The sequence below is a fragment of the Epilithonimonas lactis genome (genome assembly GCF_900110605.1).
GTDB lineage: Bacteria > Bacteroidota > Bacteroidia > Flavobacteriales > Weeksellaceae > Epilithonimonas > Epilithonimonas lactis.
This window is the reverse complement of sequence record NZ_FOFI01000003.1, coordinates 441,735-460,615: the sequence shown is the minus strand read 5'-3', so window position 1 is coordinate 460,615 and position 18,881 is coordinate 441,735. Positions and strand designations below refer to the sequence as shown.

The 18,881-nt window shown below is 38.6% G+C and carries 17 protein-coding genes; 12 read left to right on the top strand and 5 right to left on the bottom strand.

Annotation, left to right across the window (positions count from 1 at the left end; all coding sequences use genetic code 11):
* Window positions 1–3 precede the first annotated feature (3 nt).
* On the bottom strand, window positions 4–3,945 hold the full coding sequence (porU, locus tag BMW39_RS11735) for a type IX secretion system sortase PorU (RefSeq protein ID WP_034975623.1): 3,942 nt from the start codon (window positions 3,943–3,945) through the stop codon (window positions 4–6).
* A 160-nt stretch (window positions 3,946–4,105) separates the two neighbouring features.
* On the opposite strand from porU, the gene gldJ reads away from it, so the two are divergent.
* Together gldJ and BMW39_RS11725 are read left to right on the top strand one after the other, a co-directional pair.
* Window positions 4,106–5,710 carry a gliding motility lipoprotein GldJ gene (gene gldJ / locus BMW39_RS11730; protein WP_034975621.1) on the top strand — a complete coding sequence of 535 codons (1,605 nt, stop codon included), beginning with the start codon at window positions 4,106–4,108 and terminating at the stop codon, window positions 5,708–5,710.
* An 85-nt stretch (window positions 5,711–5,795) separates the two neighbouring features.
* Window positions 5,796–7,067, top strand: a complete 1,272-nt coding sequence (locus tag BMW39_RS11725; protein WP_034975618.1) for a UDP-N-acetylmuramoyl-tripeptide--D-alanyl-D-alanine ligase — start codon at window positions 5,796–5,798, stop codon at window positions 7,065–7,067.
* A gap of 21 nt (window positions 7,068–7,088) precedes the next feature.
* Here BMW39_RS11725 and BMW39_RS11720 read toward each other — a convergent pair whose 3' ends face one another.
* Window positions 7,089–7,700 (bottom strand): NUDIX hydrolase, encoded by a 612-nt coding sequence (locus BMW39_RS11720; RefSeq protein ID WP_034975616.1) that lies wholly within the window; start codon window positions 7,698–7,700, stop codon window positions 7,089–7,091.
* Between the two features lie 37 nt (window positions 7,701–7,737).
* Here BMW39_RS11720 and BMW39_RS11715 point away from each other — a divergent pair, with 37 nt between their 5' ends.
* Window positions 7,738–8,124 (top strand): hypothetical protein, encoded by a 387-nt coding sequence (locus BMW39_RS11715; RefSeq protein ID WP_034975614.1) that lies wholly within the window; start codon window positions 7,738–7,740, stop codon window positions 8,122–8,124.
* On the opposite strand, the gene BMW39_RS11710 is transcribed toward BMW39_RS11715, so the two are convergent.
* The 3 genes from BMW39_RS11710 to BMW39_RS11700 all read right to left on the bottom strand — a co-directional run bounded on the left by BMW39_RS11710 (window position 8,125) and on the right by BMW39_RS11700 (window position 11,132).
* Window positions 8,125–9,180: an anhydro-N-acetylmuramic acid kinase gene (locus BMW39_RS11710; RefSeq protein ID WP_074719334.1), complete on the bottom strand. Its 1,056-nt coding sequence runs from the start codon at window positions 9,178–9,180 to the stop codon at window positions 8,125–8,127.
* A 54-nt stretch (window positions 9,181–9,234) separates the two neighbouring features.
* Window positions 9,235–9,768 carry an LPS export ABC transporter periplasmic protein LptC gene (gene lptC, locus BMW39_RS11705; RefSeq protein ID WP_221406038.1) on the bottom strand — a complete coding sequence of 178 codons (534 nt, stop codon included), beginning with the start codon at window positions 9,766–9,768 and terminating at the stop codon, window positions 9,235–9,237.
* A gap of 83 nt (window positions 9,769–9,851) precedes the next feature.
* Window positions 9,852–11,132, bottom strand: coding sequence for a membrane protein (locus BMW39_RS11700; RefSeq protein WP_034975611.1), 1,281 nt, complete (start codon window positions 11,130–11,132; stop codon window positions 9,852–9,854).
* 333 nt (window positions 11,133–11,465) lie between these two features.
* Between BMW39_RS11700 and BMW39_RS11695 the strand changes: the two genes are divergently transcribed.
* From BMW39_RS11695 to BMW39_RS11655, 9 genes are all read left to right on the top strand, one after another.
* Entirely contained in the window at window positions 11,466–12,572 is a 1,107-nt protein-coding gene (locus BMW39_RS11695) for a DNA polymerase III subunit (RefSeq protein WP_034975609.1), read from the top strand.
* A 97-nt stretch (window positions 12,573–12,669) separates the two neighbouring features.
* A complete protein-coding gene (locus BMW39_RS11690) occupies window positions 12,670–13,233 on the top strand; it encodes a TetR/AcrR family transcriptional regulator (RefSeq protein WP_034975607.1) in 564 nt (187 codons plus the stop codon).
* A 79-nt stretch (window positions 13,234–13,312) separates the two neighbouring features.
* Entirely contained in the window at window positions 13,313–14,068 is a 756-nt protein-coding gene (locus tag BMW39_RS11685) for an SDR family oxidoreductase (RefSeq protein WP_034975605.1), read from the top strand.
* A 75-nt stretch (window positions 14,069–14,143) separates the two neighbouring features.
* A complete protein-coding gene (locus BMW39_RS11680; protein WP_034975603.1) occupies window positions 14,144–14,494 on the top strand; it encodes a DoxX family protein in 351 nt (116 codons plus the stop codon).
* A 138-nt stretch (window positions 14,495–14,632) separates the two neighbouring features.
* On the top strand, window positions 14,633–14,956 hold the full coding sequence (locus BMW39_RS11675; protein WP_245750482.1) for a hypothetical protein: 324 nt from the start codon (window positions 14,633–14,635) through the stop codon (window positions 14,954–14,956).
* An 83-nt stretch (window positions 14,957–15,039) separates the two neighbouring features.
* Window positions 15,040–15,528: a DUF1772 domain-containing protein gene (locus BMW39_RS11670; protein WP_034975599.1), complete on the top strand. Its 489-nt coding sequence runs from the start codon at window positions 15,040–15,042 to the stop codon at window positions 15,526–15,528.
* A gap of 156 nt (window positions 15,529–15,684) precedes the next feature.
* Window positions 15,685–16,317: a TetR/AcrR family transcriptional regulator gene (locus BMW39_RS11665; protein ID WP_034975597.1), complete on the top strand. Its 633-nt coding sequence runs from the start codon at window positions 15,685–15,687 to the stop codon at window positions 16,315–16,317.
* A 34-nt stretch (window positions 16,318–16,351) separates the two neighbouring features.
* Complete coding sequence (locus tag BMW39_RS11660; RefSeq protein WP_074719347.1) at window positions 16,352–17,653, top strand: TolC family protein; 1,302 nt, start codon at window positions 16,352–16,354, stop codon at window positions 17,651–17,653.
* Window positions 17,654–17,704: 51 nt separating this feature from the next.
* On the top strand, window positions 17,705–18,820 hold the full coding sequence (locus BMW39_RS11655) for an HlyD family secretion protein (RefSeq protein ID WP_034975591.1): 1,116 nt from the start codon (window positions 17,705–17,707) through the stop codon (window positions 18,818–18,820).
* The last annotated feature ends 61 nt before the right edge of the window (window positions 18,821–18,881 follow it).

The following is an 18,881-nucleotide window of genomic DNA, read 5'->3' as shown; positions in this document are numbered from 1 at the left end:
TTGTTATTTTAATAAAACCATTTTTTCAACTGCTGTTGCGCTTCCAGAACATTTCTCCTGATTTTGGCTGCGTGCAAATATCTTAAAAATATATGTACCTTTTGCTACTGTGTCACCAAAATCATCTTTCCCGTCCCATTCGATAGCTTGTCTTGGTGTTCTGAAGCCTTGTAGGAAAGGTTCTGCCGTGATACTGGTTGACAATGTTCTTACAATTTTTCCAGTGATGGTGTAGATCTGAACGTTGACATCCAAAATATCATCACAGTTATGCTCGAATTGAACATAGGTTTTGTTGGTAAAAGGATTTGGCCAGTTGAGAAGTCTGTTGACTGTCAGTTTTTTCTCGGATTCGTCTTTTACTACAAAGTTTAACGTGGATGATGTCGAATTATTGTTGATATCCCAAACTTTAAAGACCAATTGATGTTCGCCCGGAGTCAGACTTTTCAGAGGGAAAGTGACAGAGCCTTTCTGATAGTCCTTAAGATCTGTAAAACTACAACCGTTACCATCTCCGGAAGAGAAGTAATCGTTCACAGAAGTGGTGTTGATAATGTCTCCATCCAAAACAAAAGTGATGTCATGCCCGATCCCTGCACCTGTGGAATTGATCCCAAAATTATCTTTAACGCAAGCCAACAACATTGGATTCTGATCCGTGATACCGCCGTTTGCGAAGTTGGTATTATTCATATATAAGTTGACACCAGGCGCTTCATTATCATTGATACCTTCTGGATTGATGTCTCCCACGGATTGTACCTGATTGGTGAAAACGTCAAAACTTTTGTTATCAGCGTAGGCTAGGATCCTTCCATTCCCCACTTCATAATTGATGTCTTTTGGTACATAGAATTCCACTGTGTAAAGTCCTTTGACCACAGTTCCTGATGCTTTTACAATCGCACTTGGTTCTTCAGTGAAGGTCATTTTAGCATTGAGTTCCGGTACGTTGTCGTTATTAAGTGTTGTTTTGGTTATTTTTTTATCAAAGATATTGATTGCCACACGACCATTGAAGGTATCATCAGTTGTTGTTCCGTCAGCTTTCACAACACGTCCTGTGATCTTCACAAAATCCAAAGCTCTGATCTTTCCAGCAGGCTCTATATTATCGATTTTTAACAATCTTTTTGGTCTGCTCAGCTTCATCGCAGGATCTCCCAAGAAATTAACTCTAAGGTGATCGATGGCCGAACTGCTGGAATTGTACATGCTGTTGTATATTCTCTTTGCACGCAGATGTGTATCGCCTAGATTCTGGAAGTCATCAGCATCCAATTTGAAAACATTATCTGTAAAAAGCAAAGTGAATTTTCTACCATAATCTACAGAAATCGCACGGCTAGATGTGATCATCGTTGCTGCACCACCAGTCGTATGTTTCATCAGCTGCTCACCAACAGAATTGGTATTTGGTTCATCCCAAAGGGTAAACTCACATGTGATAGTGGACACCAATGGGAATCTACTGTAAACCGATGTGAAATTGTTGAAGCCTTGTACTTCTGTCGAGCTCAGGACTCTTTCTTGTGCCCAACCATTGATACCACCATGGCCGAAGTAGAATAGATAAAGACTGTTGCCCATATCATTCGTAATGGCCTGATTGATCTGTGGAAATCTTTGTCCACCAGCACCAGTTACCGCAGGATATGCATCCAAATATAACTTCTTGATATTGTATTCTGGTTTATCTGTATTGACTTCGAAATTCTGCTTAATGGTATAATCCACAAGATGGTGGAAAGGTGGTAGAACATCTTGTCCGTTTGCCATTCTTGGTCCGCTGCCTTCAAAATCGTCATCTGCAACGAAGTCCAATTTCATTCTCCATTCGCCGAAAGGACTGGATTGTCCTGGCAATGCATTGTAGTAAGCCAAGGTTTTATCAATCAGAACTTTTGCTTCCTGTACATTGTCAGCAGGTAATCTACCGATTGGTAGGTCTGGTAGGATCTGATAGATCTCATTGGTGGTTTGGGTTTTTGTCATTACAAAATAATCATCTGTAACGTACGACCCTTTTACATCTGCACTATTCTCACTCTGGTAACTTGGAATGATATCAGTGTTGTTTGCGATCCTGTTTTTGAAGTCATAGGAAGTATCGCCTAATAACAGGACATATTTAAGAGAACCAGCTGGTGTATTTAGTTTAGTCACAAAATCCCTGATTGCCGTAATATCTTTGCTACCGCTACTGAACTCATTGTAGATCTTGTTGACATCTACAACCTGCACATTGTAACCATTTTTTGATTGATGATAAGTTGCCAATCTTTGAGCCTGACCTATCATAGCTGGCTGAGTGATGATCAGATAATCTACACCACTCAAAGATGAAAGATCCTGATTGTCTATTCTACCAACAAAGGTAGGGTCGTAGGCAGAGCTGTTTTTAAAGGCTGTAAACTCGTTGTTAAAATTGGTGCTATTGGCAGTGTATCCAAAATTAAAAACTGTATTCTGACCATTTTTGTTGATGATCTTTTTAGGCGTGGTAACATCCGACACATCCCAAACTTGATCGATGCCTGAGGCATTGGCAATAGAGAATCCATACAATTCGCCAGAACCTTCCGAAATGTCAAAGTTTCTAAAGTTCATTTGGGTATTGTTGAAGCTAAGGTCTTCTTTGTACTGCACCTCTGCATAATCAAAATAAAAGGAAGCATTTGGATTGCCACTGATGTCTGTCGTGTAATTGAACTTTAAAGTCGTACCACTTTGGTTGAACAAGGTCTTGGCGTGAACAATGTTACTAAGGTAGCTTTCCGCATTACTAGCGATAGAAGTCGATTGTACATCGCCATTGAAAGTCGTCGTAAATTTTCCAGACTGTGCATTGAAAGGAATGACCCTCGTCCTGAATTTGATAGGGTCATCCCCTCTTATTGGACTTTTTGTGTTGAAAACAATCTCTTTGTTATTAGGAATAGCGTCTCCCGTCCAGTTTCTTCCAAGTTTTACAAGATTGAATTTTTCTTCATTAATGACTTGATATTCGTCATATCGCGTGATCAATTCCGAAGGTAGATTGCTATCAAGTGACTGTACTCGCAGACCTTCACCAATATCAAAATTTATAAAATAATAAGAAAAGTCGTCATAGATATTCACCACATTTTGAGGTCTGTCTGTTCTGTAGTCTGTCTTTTTGTTTCCATTTCCATTGGAGAAATCGAAGATATTGTAGCCATTTGGCCCTTGTGCGTAGAACAATGCATAGTCGTTGTCATTCCAAACGCCATCTTCCTCGCCGATCACTTGTATCGCATCTTGTTGCAATGCATCGTAGCGTGTATCCTGATTTACCTCAGGAAGCATCAATCCGCCATTACCATAGATTCGGAAATTTTTCGGGTTGATACTCGCAACGTTGATCCCGTTTTGTTGTAAAAATTGTTTTGTGATCTTGAAGATTCCCGACTTATCAACTTTTATTTTATAAAAAGTTCCGGATTTCAAAGGATTTTCAGAAGTCCCGAATTTGTTGTTGTTTCTGTAAAGGTCGCTTGTCTTTTTGTTGGTCTGGCTGATGGTAAAGGAAACCAATTTGTAGATCTTACCGTTCTCAGATTTTATGGTCTCAACGCTGATATTGGCACTTTCCGCATTTTCAGTTTCGCTAAAGAAATAATTGATGCTACTTCTTGGGGATCCAGAAAGAGAGTTGATCTTCAGGTCTTTTATATCCTTTGCTGGCAGTTCTTCCCAAACAAACTGTTCCAGTTTTACCTGGTTATTTGTTTTGATGGTTAGATTTGCAAAAATAGTGCTTGCATCTACCTGATAATTATAATTGCTAAAGAATGGATAGGTGAATTTTTCAGTGCCGTAATCCATTTCTTTGTAGCCGTCCCAAGTAAGATTTATCTTTTGAGCATGTCCGAATATAGAGAAAATACAAAGAGCTAAAATATAAATTTTGAATTTCATCAACGTTATTTTAATTAAGATTACAAAATAAACGATTTTTTTAAAAAAATGGTATATAATAAAATTAATTTAATTGCGTTTTATCAAAAAAAGACAAACAATATTTGATTAATCAAAGAATTTATTTTTTCTTTGTACTTTGAAAATTTCTATATCTATTATGAAAAAAATCAGGCTGTTTTCTATAATTACTCTAAGCACGACAATGTTTTTGGTAAGTTGTGGAGGAGGAAACTCGAAAAAAGGTGGTGGTACAAAAGGTTTTGTAAGTAAGACCGGTTGGAAGCCAAACGAAAAAGACGGGTGGTTCTTTTCTGGTAAGCAACAAAAGCAAAAAGGATGGCCAGGAATGGTTTATGTGGAAGGAGGTACTTTTACCATGGGATTGGTAGAGGACAACGTAATGCATGATTGGAATAACACGCCAAGAAGAATGCAGGTTAGTTCATTCTTCATAGGTGATACAGAAATTACCAATTCTGAATATAGAGAATATACAACTTGGCTCAAGTTTGTGTTCCCTTCTTCTGATCCTAGCTTCAAACATATCTACACAGGCTCTTTGCCAGATACATTGGTTTGGAACAACAAGCTTTCTCGTAACGATTATGCAGAGACTTATTTCAGATCTCCAGAGTACGACTACTATCCGGTAGTAGGTGTATCCTGGTTGCAAGCCACAAAATACTGTGACTGGTTGACAGAGAGAGCAAACGAAAGAGCGCTTATGAAGCAAGGGGTGATTTCAAAAGATATCTATTCCGGAGATAAAGCTGCAACAGCAGGTTCTACTTTCAACATGGACAAGTTCAAATCCAATGATGCAGAACTGGACGCTTATGTTGACAAAGAAAAACTTCAAAAAAGAAGTGGTATCAAAACTGCAAACGAAAGAATTGCGGCTGCTAATAGAAATGCAGCTTCAGGAATCGTAGAAAAATTCAGACTTCCAACAGAGGTGGAGTGGGAATTTGCAGCACTTGGCCTTCAAAAGGAAAGAGAGTACAACAATTACTTGGGTAAAAATACTCAGCTAGATAAAATCAAAGGCACCAAAGGAAGAAACAGAGGAATGTACCTTGAAAACTTCAAAATGGGACGAGGCGATTACTCTGGGGTTGCTGGTTGGAAAAATGATGGATCACCTACAACTGCGGATGTTAAGCAATATCCTTCCAATGATCTAGGGATCTACGGAATGTATGGTAACGTTGCAGAATGGGTTGCCGATATCTACAGACCAATGATCGATGAGGAATTCAGTGATTTCAACTATTTCAGAGGTAATGTGGTTGTGCAGTCTGTGAAAAATGCAGATGGAACTTACAAAAAAGTAGGTAACGTAGATATCAAATATGACACGCTTGCAGATGGCCGTTTGGTTTACAAAGGTCTTCCTGGGGAGTTCGAGAAAAAAGTGGTAGAGGATAACAGAAACTACAGAGATGGTGATTACCAATCTTCATTGGATGCTGGAGGAACGCCACCAAGCGATAGTACAGAATTCAACATGTACAACTCAGTGAAACCAAAATTCGTTGTCAATCAAAACGGAAACGTGGTTTTACAGAAAGAAAAGACCAAAGCTACTTCTCAGATCAATGATTATAGTAGAGTGGTAAAAGGAGGTTCTTGGTTGGATTCAGCTTACTGGCTAGATCCGGGACAAAGAAGATTCAAAAACCAAATGAAAGGTTACGGATGGATCGGTTTCCGTGTAGCACAAGATGCTAAGAACAGCAAAACCGGACGTACAAAAAGATAATTAATTATCACAACGATATCAAAAACAGCAGAATTTTCTGCTGTTTTTTTTATTTCAGATCGTCTCATTTGTTTATTTTTGAATTATGAATATCAGCGAGTTTTATCCCATTTATTTACAAAGCAAGAATGTAGTGATCGACAGCCGTAATGTGGAGTCGGGAAGTGTCTTCTTCGCATTCTCAGGAGAAAGTTACAACGCGGCAGAGAAAGCTAAAGAGGCCATAGAAAAAGGCGCTTTGGCAGTTATCGTAGAAGATGAAAAATACTACGAACCAGAGAGTAATATTTTCTACGTGCCTTCCACTTTGGTATTTCTTCAACGCTTATCCATTTTGCATCGGGACCAGCTCAATATTCCGATCATTGGTCTCACGGGAAGCAATGGTAAAACAACGACCAAGGAATTGATCAGCACAGTTTTGTCCAGCAAATTCAAAACGCAATTTACTTTTGGTAATCTCAATAATCACATTGGTGTTCCGTTGACTCTGCTTTCCATCCGCAAAGAACACGAGATCGCGGTTATCGAAATGGGCGCCAATCATCAGAAAGAAATCGAGATGCTTTGCGAAATTGCAAAACCAAATATCGGTTACATCACCAATTTTGGAAAAGCGCATCTGGAAGGTTTTGGTGGTTACGAAGGCGTGATCAAAGGTAAATCAGAGTTGTACAACTATTTGATCAAGAATGGTCAGAAGATCTTGGTCAATGAAAATGATCCGATCCAAAACGAAAAGACCAAAGATTATAGTTCTAAAATAACATTTGGGACTTCCAATTCTGAGTACAGTTTTGAACCAATTTATAAAGATAATTTTGTTGGTGTTCAGTACCAAGGAGCCAAAATATTCTCCAATCTCACAGGCAAATATAATTACGATAATATCTCTGCAGCAGTAGCTTTGGGACTTTATTTTGATTTAAATATTGAAGAAATAAAATCGGCCATCGAAAATTATTTCCCTTCCAACATGCGTTCACAGGTTCAGAAGAAGGGCGAAAAAACTTTGGTTTTGGATACGTACAACGCCAATCCAAGCAGTATGTTGGTCTCTCTGGAGAATTTCAAATCGTTTGAAGGAAGCAAGACAATCATCATCGGAGATATGCTGGAGTTGGGCGAAGAGAGTTCGATAGAACATCAAAACATCATCGATTTTGCAAAGTCTTGCGGGTTTGATGAGATCATCACGGTTGGACCACATTTCAAAGCCGTTCATCAATCGGTCAATGCATTTCTCAATACAGCAGAATTGATTGAAAGATTGCAGCTGGTTCCAATCACAAAAGACAATATCCTGCTCAAAGCATCGCGTGGAATAGCGTTAGAAAAGGTCATTGATTTTTTATAAGATAAAGAAAAACCTCAATTGTCATTGAGGTTTTTTATTTTTAAAGTCGTTAAGGATCAACTTGATATTTTGAAAGGTCGAAGGCAAGATCTCGCTTTCGATTTCTGCCTCATTTTTCCAGCCAACTTCCGTGATGCCTTCTTCTACTTGTGGTATTGGCGTTCCTGTTCCAGCGTAGAACATCTCAAACCAGTAGGTTGTTTTCAGTACTTTCTGGCCGTCTCTTTCGGTATAGATATGATAAGTGGAATTGATGAAATCCTTCAGTTCCAGATCAAAGATGCCACATTCTTCCTCCACTTCTCTCACAGCAGCGAGTTCTTTGGATTCTCCTTTTTCAATTTTGCCTTTCGGAAGGTCCCATTTTCCCAAACGGTGGATGAAGAGGATCTTATTTTCAGGATCAAGGACAATGCCGCCTGCCGCTTCGATGTTTCTGAAAAAGCCTTTGAAGTCTGCCCATAATTGGTCGATATCATGATGGTAAATATTCAAGCCTTGCGATGGTGTATTAGTAAGCAGATCGATGGCGAAGTCAAAGCTATGCGTTCCATCGTAATTCAATGTTTTCGGGCTGTCCTGAGGCTCCTGACTCAAAACTATTTTTTTTTCATTGATAAAAACTTTATACATTTGTAAGGCTTTTGATATTAATACAAAAATATAAAAAATGAATTTAGAAGGACGAAAAATTATAGTAAATAAATCTTCATCAGAATTGGCAGGAATGCTGAAGAATCCTGAGGATTACAAAGACCTGATGCCAGAAGGTCTTCAAAGTTTCGAAGCGAGAGAAGATGGTTTCAAATTCGGATTGAAGGGAATGCCGGAAATCGCTTTGAAAATCGATAATGTGTCTGATAAAGAAGTCGTTCTGAGGTCTGCAAGCTCAAGTCTAGATTTCGCTTTGACCGGTTCTATGAATCCATTGAACGAAAAACAAACCGAGGTTCAGCTGTTATTCGAGGGGAAATTCAATCCATTTATCAAAATGATGGTAGAGAAACCGCTTCAGAATTTTATCAATTCTTTGACAGATAAGATTGAGCAACTTTAATTAGCACACGATTCCGGACGAGTGGTCATGCGAACTTCCGGTGGCTGATGACAAAATATTGTTGAGATTCAATGATCTCAAAACACCCATAAAAGCGAAGATCAAAGCTTCTTTATATTCAATGATTTCTTTTGTTGGAATATGAATGTCGGTTTTGGTCTTTGCTTTTATCTTTTCGATAAGATAGCTGTTGTAAGTTCCGCCGCCGGTGATCAACACATTTTTAATTTCAAATTCTTCTAATACTTTCGCGATTTGAACGGCAGCATGTTCCGTGAAGGTCGCCAAAAGATCTTCCGTTTTTTGATTCCGGATCAATGGTGAAATCTGGTCGTTGATCCATTCGATACCTAAAGATTTTGGTGCTTTTTCTTGATAGAAATGTAGCTGATCCAACTCATTCAAATGCTCATAATCAATATTTCCAGACCTGGCTAGATCGCCATTTTCATCATATTTCTTTCCGAGTTTCAGAGCGAGATCATTCAGAATGATATTGACGGGACAAATGTCAAAGGCAATTCGCTTTCCGTCTCGCTTCAAGGAGATATTGGAAAATCCACCAAGATTGAGACAGGCATCAAACTCCGAAAACAATAACTCATCACCAATCGGAACCAGTGGCGCACCATTCCCGCCAAGAAGAACGTCCTGACTTCGGAAATCATAGATCACGGTTTTGTTGGTTTTGATCTTGATGGCTCGTCCATCACCAATTTGCAATGTGAATTTATTTTTTGGTTGATGAAAAACGGTGTGTCCGTGAGAGGAAATCAGATCTAATGCTGTGATGTTATTTTTAGTAATGAATTCTTGCGTTCTTTCGCCAAGGTAAAAACCAAATTCGGAATTCAGTTCCAAAAGTTTTTCGCTGGAAAATTGGATCGCATCTTTCAATTGATTTTCCCAAACGGAAGAGTAGGGGATCGTCTCACAATTCAGGATCTCAAAATCCCAGTCAGAGCCATCATTTGTAAATTTGGAATAGCAAATATCAAGACCGTCAAGGCTGGTTCCCGACATTAGACCGATGGTGTAAAAACTTTGATCTTCCACTTTGTAAATTTTATTTTAAAAGCGAACAGCCAGAATCCTATAGCCAAAAGCTGATTACTTGCTGGTTGCCGGTAAATTGGTAGAGTTGAAACTTCCAGAATTATTGAAGAATGTGTACTCGGAGAAGTCGTCTTTGGCAACCATTCCGTGTGCACCGACCAAGATGTTGCCGTCTTTGTCAGAAACGAAAACAGTGTCCTTGGTGTACATTTTATTTTTTCTTTTGTCCCAGTTGATGGTTTCGGTGACGAAGGTTTGCCCTTCCGTCGTGATGATCTTCACGCGGCCTTTTGCAAAATAGAAATCCTTTTTGATATTGTTCTTCGCATATTTTGCCCAGATCTTGCCTGGAACTTTAGGATTCTTCTTATCAAAAAATTCTAGATAGATCCCTTTTTTTGCTTCTACGTACGGCGAATCTATCAGCTCATAACTTTCCAACAGTGGCGCTTTGAATCTTACTGTAACGCGGCCGGAATCCTTCTGCAGAATGTCGGCATCGTAGATGATCTGTGAGGCAAAATTGGTTTTCTTGTTGCTGTTGATCTTTGTCAGATCTTCTTCACAAGACTGAATAAGAAAAAACATCAGCAACAAAAAGAAATGTTGTGATGTTTTTAAGTTGAATATTTTGAAACAATAATCTTTCATAGATTATTTATCTTCCTTGCTTAGTTGTAAAGTCGCTTGTTGAACCATTTATCAGCAAAGTTAACGCCAATTCTCAAGTTCACAAAATTTTGACGGATCAATTGATTATCCAAAGTTCCTCTTTTTCCGATCTCCAGTCCAAGGTCCAAACTGCTCATACGGTTGATCACACTTTTTTGGAAAGGAAGTGTAACACCTGCCGTGATCGCATATTTGTTGATGTTGGTTCCATTGACTTGTAGGCCACCTGTCTCATAGTAAGCACCATATCTGTAGATGATCCTTGAGAAGTAAGAACGGAAGTTGTTGAAGTTTGGTAGATACCAACCTCCCACTGCGTATCTGTAAGAATCTTGATAAAAGAATGGCTTACCAAGGAAGTTGATACTTTCGCCTTTTTTATAATCAAACTGAGTACCTAGGAACCATTTTGTGTCCTTACCATAGCCAAGACCTAGCGATCCTTCCTGAGGTAGGAATTTTTTATCAAAATTGGTGTTTTGTTCGATGATGGTCTCGTAAGCTTTTGTCTCGCCAACGGTGTAGTAGTAAGTACTGTTTGTGTAACTGTTTTTCAGATTTCCACTGTTTCCAATGGTATAAGTTGCACCTACTGTTAATTTGTGGTCGTTTGCTAATTTGTGCTGATAAGTGGTTCCTAATGTGAAGTTGAAAGCTTTCACTTTGTAGCTATTAGCGTAGCCACTTACCAATTCAGCAGATGTAAAACTAACTTCTTCAATATCAGATAACTTTCCGAAGAAAAAATTAGACCTCAAACCCAAAGCAAATGCTGGCGTGATCTGATAGGAAACTGCTGCCTGAATGGTGTTCAGAGAACCTTCACCACGGAAGTTATGACGTTCCAAAAGACTTTCTGTTTGATTCAAGGTCTTGTCTGTCTGGATGTTGTAACTTTTAGAACTGTATGGCTGGAATCCCATCCCAAATTTCACTTTTTTGGAAATTGGAAAAGCAATACTTACGTTTGAAAGATATGTTGAGTGTTTATCACTTTTAAGATTGTTGAAGTCCGATCTGTAATAATTGTTCTCGTTCGTGCCTTCTACTTTGAGGCTCGTAAGTTCCAAATTGGTATTTGCAGCCGGGTTTTTGAAATTGAAACTGTTGTTAAAATCCCAAACATACGCTGTAGAGATACCTCCCATTGCATTAATGTCAACTGTATTATCATATTTCACATCTCCGATCCCATAAGCGCCGTAAGGTGAGTTTCCAATACTTTGCGCATTCAGGAAATATCCTGCAACCAATGATGATAAAACAAAAATTCTTTTCATATGTAGATATTGATCGTTTTTTTAAAGGTCATGTGCTACCGCTGTTCAAACATCTGTGTTTTGATAACTTGAATTTTGGCGATGTTAACCTTTAAAATTTCAATCCGCAAATATCTTAATTAATAATGAATTGCAAAAATATATTTCGGTTAAAGTTTGTTAAGTAATTTCGATGAATGATGGTTATTTTGCGACTGATCGTGCATATTGTTAGATTGATCGAATTCAAGATCTCATTCATATGATCAAAAACGAGAGGTGAAATCAACAAAATTTGAAAAAGTTCCAGTTTCCAACATCTCTCATCCTGACTAAAATATTATATTTGCTGTCATGAAATGGGAACAGATCATTGGCCAGCAGGCACTCAAAAATGTTTTACAAGACAGCATCCAAAATTCCAGAGTTGGGCACGCGCAGCTTTTCCTAGGAGAAGAAGGCTACGGCGTTTTACCGTTGGCGTTGGCGATGGCTCAGGAGATCTTTGAGAAAGAAAATCCATCCTCTGTCCACAAGGTCGAGAATCTGAATCACCTCGATCTGCATTTCAGTTTCCCGGTTTTTACGGAGAAGAATATTTCCCTAAGCAAACGCTATTTCGAACAGTGGCGAGAAATGGTCTTGGAAAATCCTTATGCATCTTTTGACGACTGGACCAGTTTCCTGGAATCAGAGAACAAGCAATTCTTTATCTCTGCAGACGAGGCCGAGGATATCGGGCAGCGTTTTATGCTCAAAAGTTTTGAAGGCGGAAGCAAGATCCTCATCATTTGGCGCGCTGACAAAATGAACGATTCTGCAGCCAACAAGATCCTGAAATTCCTGGAAGAACCACCCAAAAATACCTACATCATTCTTTGTGCGCCAAGTGCCAACGATATCTTGCCAACCATTTTGTCCAGATGTCAAATCGTAAATGTACCGAGAATCGATAACGAAGATATTCTACAAAGTCTTTCGAATAAAGAAACGGCCAAGGAAATTGCCTATCAATCCCAAGGTGACTGGAATCTTGCCAAGTTTTTGTCTGAGAATAATCTAGGAACTTCCGAATTTGAGACTTTATTTATTCAATGGGTGCGTAATGCGTTTCAGGCCAAAAAGAAGCCAGAGGTTCTCCGAGAGATTGTAAAATGGGCACGCCAAATCTCCGAATGGGACCGCGAGAAGCAAATGAAATTCCTAAATTACTGTATCGAGATCTTCCGTTTGGCCATGCTTCAAAATTATGGGAATGACGATCTGGTCTATAAGAAACTCTCCGAAGGCAACTTCAACTGGTCTGCTTTCTCGAAGTTCATTCACGGAGCTAATATTGTTTCGATCGTAGAAGAAATCACAGATGCTTCTTATCACATTTCCAGAAATGCCAATTCCAAGATCGTTTTGACGGATATGGGAATCAAACTGACCAGATATATTCACAAGGCTTCTAGTTAAGTTTTAGGAAAATCCGAACGAAGACATATAATATGATCGTTGTTTGACTTTTAAAACAATCCCTATCTTTGAAACGAAATTTACCAACCGATGTGTAATGAATGACAAAAGAGAAAATATCCTTTCCGCTTCCATAGAGCTGCTTGTTTCAAAAGGTTTGCACGCCATTACCGTTGCTGAAATTACAGCCAAGGCAAAAGTGGGAATCGGTACTTTCTACAAACATTTCAAAGACAAAGAGGATCTGGTACAACAGATCTGGATTTGGCAGAAAAAAGAGGAAGCGGATTACATTTTCAATAATTATTCGGCAGAAGATCTTTCTGTGCAGGAGCAGTATTTTTTCCTTTGGGAAAGGGTCGTTCGCTATTTTATTGAACATCCTACTGAATATTATTTTTCTTATCAATTTGCCTCTTCGAATATATTGACCGAAGAGATAAACAGCATTGCAATGAAAAGATTTCTTGTTTTTGATGAACTCTATGAAGAGGGTTTAAAGCAAAATCTATTCAAACCTTTGAAAGCAAATCATCTCAGATTATTCACATTCAGCACGATCAACGGTTGGATTCTTTGGGCGAAAGACGAGCAAATTCCATTCACGGATGCTACGATTCAGCTGTTTCTAAAGATGTCTTGGGACTCCATAAAAATTTAACTTTTTTTTAGGCTTTTTACTGACTGAATATTCATTCAGTATATTTAGTTTTGCAAACTAATTTTTAAATATTACACAAATGTCAAGAAACGACTTAAACGGAAAAGTAGTGTTAATCGCAGGTGGAGCAAAGAACTTAGGCGGATTGCTGAGCCGTAACTTTGCAGCTAAAGGAGCAAAAGTTGCCGTTCATTACAACAGCGATAGCACAAAAGCTGATGCCGAAAAAACATTGGCCGATATTACCAACGCAGGAGGAGAGGCCTTTATCTTCCAGGCAGATTTGACCAAAGTTGAAAATATTTCCAAACTTTTCGAAGCTACAAAACAAAAATTCGGTGGTATCGATATCGCCATCAACACTGTTGGAATGGTCTTGAAAAAACCTTTCCTGGAAACCACAGAAGCTGATTATGACACGATGTTCGACATCAATTCAAAAGTCGCATATTTTTTCATTCAAGAAGCGGGGAAACATTTGAACGAAAACGGAAAGATCAACACCATAGTCACTTCATTATTAGCCGCTTACACAGGTTTGTATTCCACTTACGCAGGTGCAAAAGCACCGGTTGAGCATTTCACGAGAATGGCCTCTAAAGAATTTGGCGAAAGAGGAATTTCAGTTTCCGCAGTCGCTCCAGGACCAATGGATACACCATTTTTCTACGGACAAGAAGGTGAAGATGCAGTCGCTTATCACAAGTCGGCTTCAGCTTTGGGCGGATTGACCGATATCAAAGACATAGCGCCTTTGGTGGAGTTTTTGGTAACCGACGGATGGTGGATCACTGGACAAACTATTTTTGCTAATGGTGGTTACACAACAAGATAAAATTATTAAATTAGCGTAATTAAAATGGATGATTGTTTTTCAATGATCCATTTTTTTTAATTAAAAAAACACTTTATGATCTTGAAATTAATTAATTCCGTCCTGATTCTTGTTGCTGTTTTTATGGGCTTCAAGCAAGGTTACGCCATGTTTTCCGGAAAACCAGAAATGCTCGAAATGTTCAGCAAGTGGAATTTTTCTAACACCGCCGTCATGATAAACGGCGCTGTCACGATGATTGCAGCACTTTTAATTCTATTTCCAAAAACCTTTGTTTGGGGAAATTTCCTAATGGCAGCCGGGATTTTAATGATTATCTGCCTTCAATTATTAAACAAAGATTTAAAAGGAGCGGCGATAGAAATCCCGTTTCTACTATTAAATCTAGTGATTATTTATCTACAACATCCGCTTCAGAAAGCATAGTTGATAAATGACAATTAATTCTTTAAACTGTTATTAATGAAACGCCTGTTTTTCATATTAGTGCTTTCAATAAGCATCACTTCCTGCGCACAAAAAACCGACAAAACTCAACCCACAAAAACCGAAAAAAAACAAATTATGGATTTAAATAAAATCACCAACGAAACCGTAAAAAAAGCAATCGAAGCGTTACAAGAAAACGACAGAACACTTTGGTATTCGTACTTTGCAAAAGACGCTGTTTTCACCGACGACGGAAATGAACTAAATTTAAAATCATTTTTCGATAACGCTTTTAATCATAAAGAAAAATTTCTCAGCATCGACAAAGTAGAAAACGACGGGAAAAATCTGCAAGGAAATTTCTTTGCCGGACAATGGGGAACTTTCAGAACGTACTTCAATTTCCATGTCGATCAAGAAGGAAAAATTGAAAGATTGGATATTGGACAAACGAAATGATTTTCATTTTTTAAATTTAAAGTCATTAGTTTACTGTTTGTTACAGATTTTTATTAAATTTAAATAAACTAAAAACTAAGAAAATGAAAAAAGCGATCCTCTTTACTTCCGTTGCATTGGCGAGTGGAATTCTTTTCGCAAATGTTTTTAATTCTTTGGTCATTTCTGATGCTGCAAGAAGTGATATTCCAAATTCCATCGTAGCCGCGAGAGAGTATTTCAAAACCGTAAATCCTGGTGATTTCTTCAAGATATTTTCTCCACTGACACAAGTTTTTGCCTTGTTATCTTTGATTTTATTTTGGAAGACAGGAAAGTCTGTTCGATTGTTTCTTGGGATTGCTTTGCTGTGTTCAATTTTGGGCGACATTTTGGCTTTCACTTATTTCCATCCTCGGAATGATCTGATGTATCTTTCCCAACCGATTCTCGATACAGAAACACTCAAAACCATTTCATCGGAATGGAGCTCTATGAATTGGGTGCGGTCTTTCGTACTTCTCGTTGGTGTTATTTTCTCATTTCTTGCTGTTGATCAAGTTTATGCTCCTAACCGAAATTCAAATCTTTAAATTTTATTCGAGCTGCAATAATTCTCCAAACCTTTATCAAATCTAACTTCTGAATTCTAAGATTTAGCCTCTAATTTTGTTCATAAAAAATTAATCAAACAAATGTTTGATTGAATGTATTTTTTGATTTAACTTTGCAGCGCTAAAATCAAGAATATGCCAACAAAAGAAGAACATATCATGATGGTTGCGGAAAAACTCTTCGCTGCCAACGGTTACAATGGAACTTCTGTGCGAGATATTGCTGCCAAAGCGAAAGTGAATGTCTCGATGATCTCTTACTATTTCGGGTCCAAAGAAAACCTGATGGAGGAGCTTTTCAAATGGAGAATGGAAGAAGGTCTCAACTTCGCCAAGAATATCGTAGAAAACAATGACCTTACAGAGATCGAAAAGATTGACGCCTTTGTGGATAATTTTGTGAATCGTGTGCAAAAATTCCGGGATTTTTATTTGTTGATCCACACACAGCAGGTCATCAGCCAAAACAAAAATATTCAGAATTTTCTAAGAGCTTCGAAGATCAATTATATAGAAATTAATCAGAAAATCGTAGAAATAGGATTGGAGAAAGGCATTTTTACCAAAAGACCATCTTTCCACCTATTACAATGCACGATTTCCGGAACCATCTTCAATGCGATGCATGGCATCAAAATGTACAAGGAATATCTGAAAAAGAACAACGCCAATTTTGACGAAAAACTTTACGAAAGCCAGTACTTTCAAGAAGCTGCTGCTCACGTGAAAACGGTTGTGAGAGCACTCATCGGTTATCAAGAAAATTAAACTACACTCAATTATATCAACAATAATGCAAACAATGAATCAATTTTTAACAGCAATTATTCTTGTCGGAACTTTCGGTTTCTTTTCTGCTCAGGAAAAACGAACCATTAGTCTGGAAGAAGCGGTTAAATTAGGGATCGAGAACAGCAAAAATCTAAAAATAGACCGCGCTCAGATCGAAGAATCTACAGCCAACCTTTTGGCAGCGAAGAACAAACAACTACCGGAACTGACGGTTTCTGGCAGTTATTTGTATTTACCACTAGAACCACACGTGGACCTGAAGATCCAGGGAATGGCCGGCGGCGGACCAAAAGTGAGCAACGTGCTTTACGGTTCTGCTAATGTCTCAGTGCCAATCTATTCTGGTGGAAGGATCAAATACGGGATCAAATCTGCAGAATATCTGGTTGAAGCTTCAAAACTGAATGCTGAAAACGATAAGAATGCCATTGCCTACAACATTTCTCAAGCCTACAACAATTTGTTCAAAGCGAACGAAGTGGTAAAACTTCTGAAGGAAAATTTGACCTCATCTCAAAAGAGAGATCAATCCTTCATCAAGTTGGAAAACAATGGTGTGATCGCAAGAAATGACCGTTTGAAAGCACAACTTCAAACTTCTAACATCGAATTACAATTGATGGAAGCTGAGAACAATTACAGTATCGCCAACATCAATATGGATCTACTATTAGGACTTCCTGACAACACAGAGATCGAGGTGGATTCCAATTACATCGGAGAAGATGACCTTACAAAACCGGATGATTATTACTTGAACTTGGCCAGAGAAAACAGAAATGACCTCAAAGCTTTGGACTATCAAAGAAAAGCAGCAGCGCTTGGAAGCAAATCTGCAAAAGCGGAAAATCTTCCTTCGATTGCTTTCACAGGTGGTTATGTAGCCGCGGATGTTCCGAAACTTTTAACGATTTACAATGCTGTAAATGTTGGCGTTGGTTTGCAATACAATCTTTCCAACATTTGGAAAAAGAATTCCAGTTACATCCAGTCGAAAGCTAGAGAACAGGAATTGGCAGCGAACAATGATTTGCTTAATGACAACGTGACTTTGGAAGTGCGACGTGATTATCAAAACGATCTTTATGCCCACAAGAAGATTGATGTCTATCAAAGAGCGTTGGAGCAGGCAGAGGAAAATTACAGAATTACACTTAACAAGTACAATGCAGGATTGGAAACCATCACCAACCTTTTGGATGCTGACACAGCAAAAATTACAGCGAATGTCAACGTTGTCACTTCAAAAGCAGATGCAGCATTGGCTCACAAAAAATTATTACAAACTACAGGAACAATTAATAATAATTGATAAAAAAGAACTCTAAACTTAGAACATAAAAAACTTTAAATAAAAAAAATAATGGCACAAGACAATATAAAATTCGAGAAGGGCGAAGTTCCTGTGAAAAAGAAAAAAAGTCCGGTTTTCTACATCGTTCTTACAGTTGCAGTTTTGGCAGCGGCTTTCTTCGGTTTCAGACAATACCAGTACGGACAGGCTCACGAAGAGACCGATGATGCACAAATCGCAGCAGACGTAAGTCCAGTGATCTCCAAGATCTCAGGTTACATCTCTGAGGTTAAAGTGAAAGACAATCAATTCGTGAAAAAAGGAGATACATTGATCATCCTGGATAACAGAGATCAGACAATGGCGGTTTCTCAGGCAGAAGCAGCTTTGGGAACGGCTCAAAGTAATGTCGCTTCCGCGCACGCAGGTTCAGAGGCAGCAGCTTCAGGCATCAATAATTCCAGAGCAGCCGTTCAAACAGCCAATGCACAGATCGAAGCTGCAAAGGTTAATGTTTGGAGAACAGAGCAGGATATGAAAAGATATTCTGAATTGGTAAAAGACCACACGATCACGCAACAACAATACGAGCAAGCTTCTGCAGCTTATCAAACCGCTCAGAAACAACTTCAGGTTTTGGTAGATCAAAAGAATCAGGCCAATGTTCAGACTGGCGTGGTGACTTCTCAGTCCAATGCAACTTATCAGAATATCGGCATCGCCAATTCTACTTTGAAACAAAGACAAGTGGAAGTGGAAACGGCTAAATTGAACCTTTCCTACACAGTGATCACGGCGAAAGAAAGTGGTTATGTTTCTAAAATTCCAGTTCAGGCAGGACAGTTTATCCAGGCTGGATCTCAATTGTTCAGTGTGGTATTGAGCAATCAGAAATGGGTGGTTGCCAACTTCAAAGAAACACAGGTTGAAAAAATGTTGGAAGGACAAAAAGTAGAGATCGAGATCGATGCTTATCCTGATCAGAAATTCCAGGGAACGATCAGCTCTTTCTCTCCGGCAACAGGTTCTGCATTCGCATTGCTTCCGCCGGACAACGCCAGTGGAAACTTCGTAAAAGTAGTTCAGAGACTTCCGGTGAAGATCACGTTTGATAATCTTAATGAAGATATTATGAAGAAACTACGCGTTGGAATGAATGTTCAAACAACGGTTTCATTAAAATAATAAAATAAGGAAGCCGGAAAAGGGAAACACGAAGTTTTAAACTTCCATCTTCCAGCCTCTG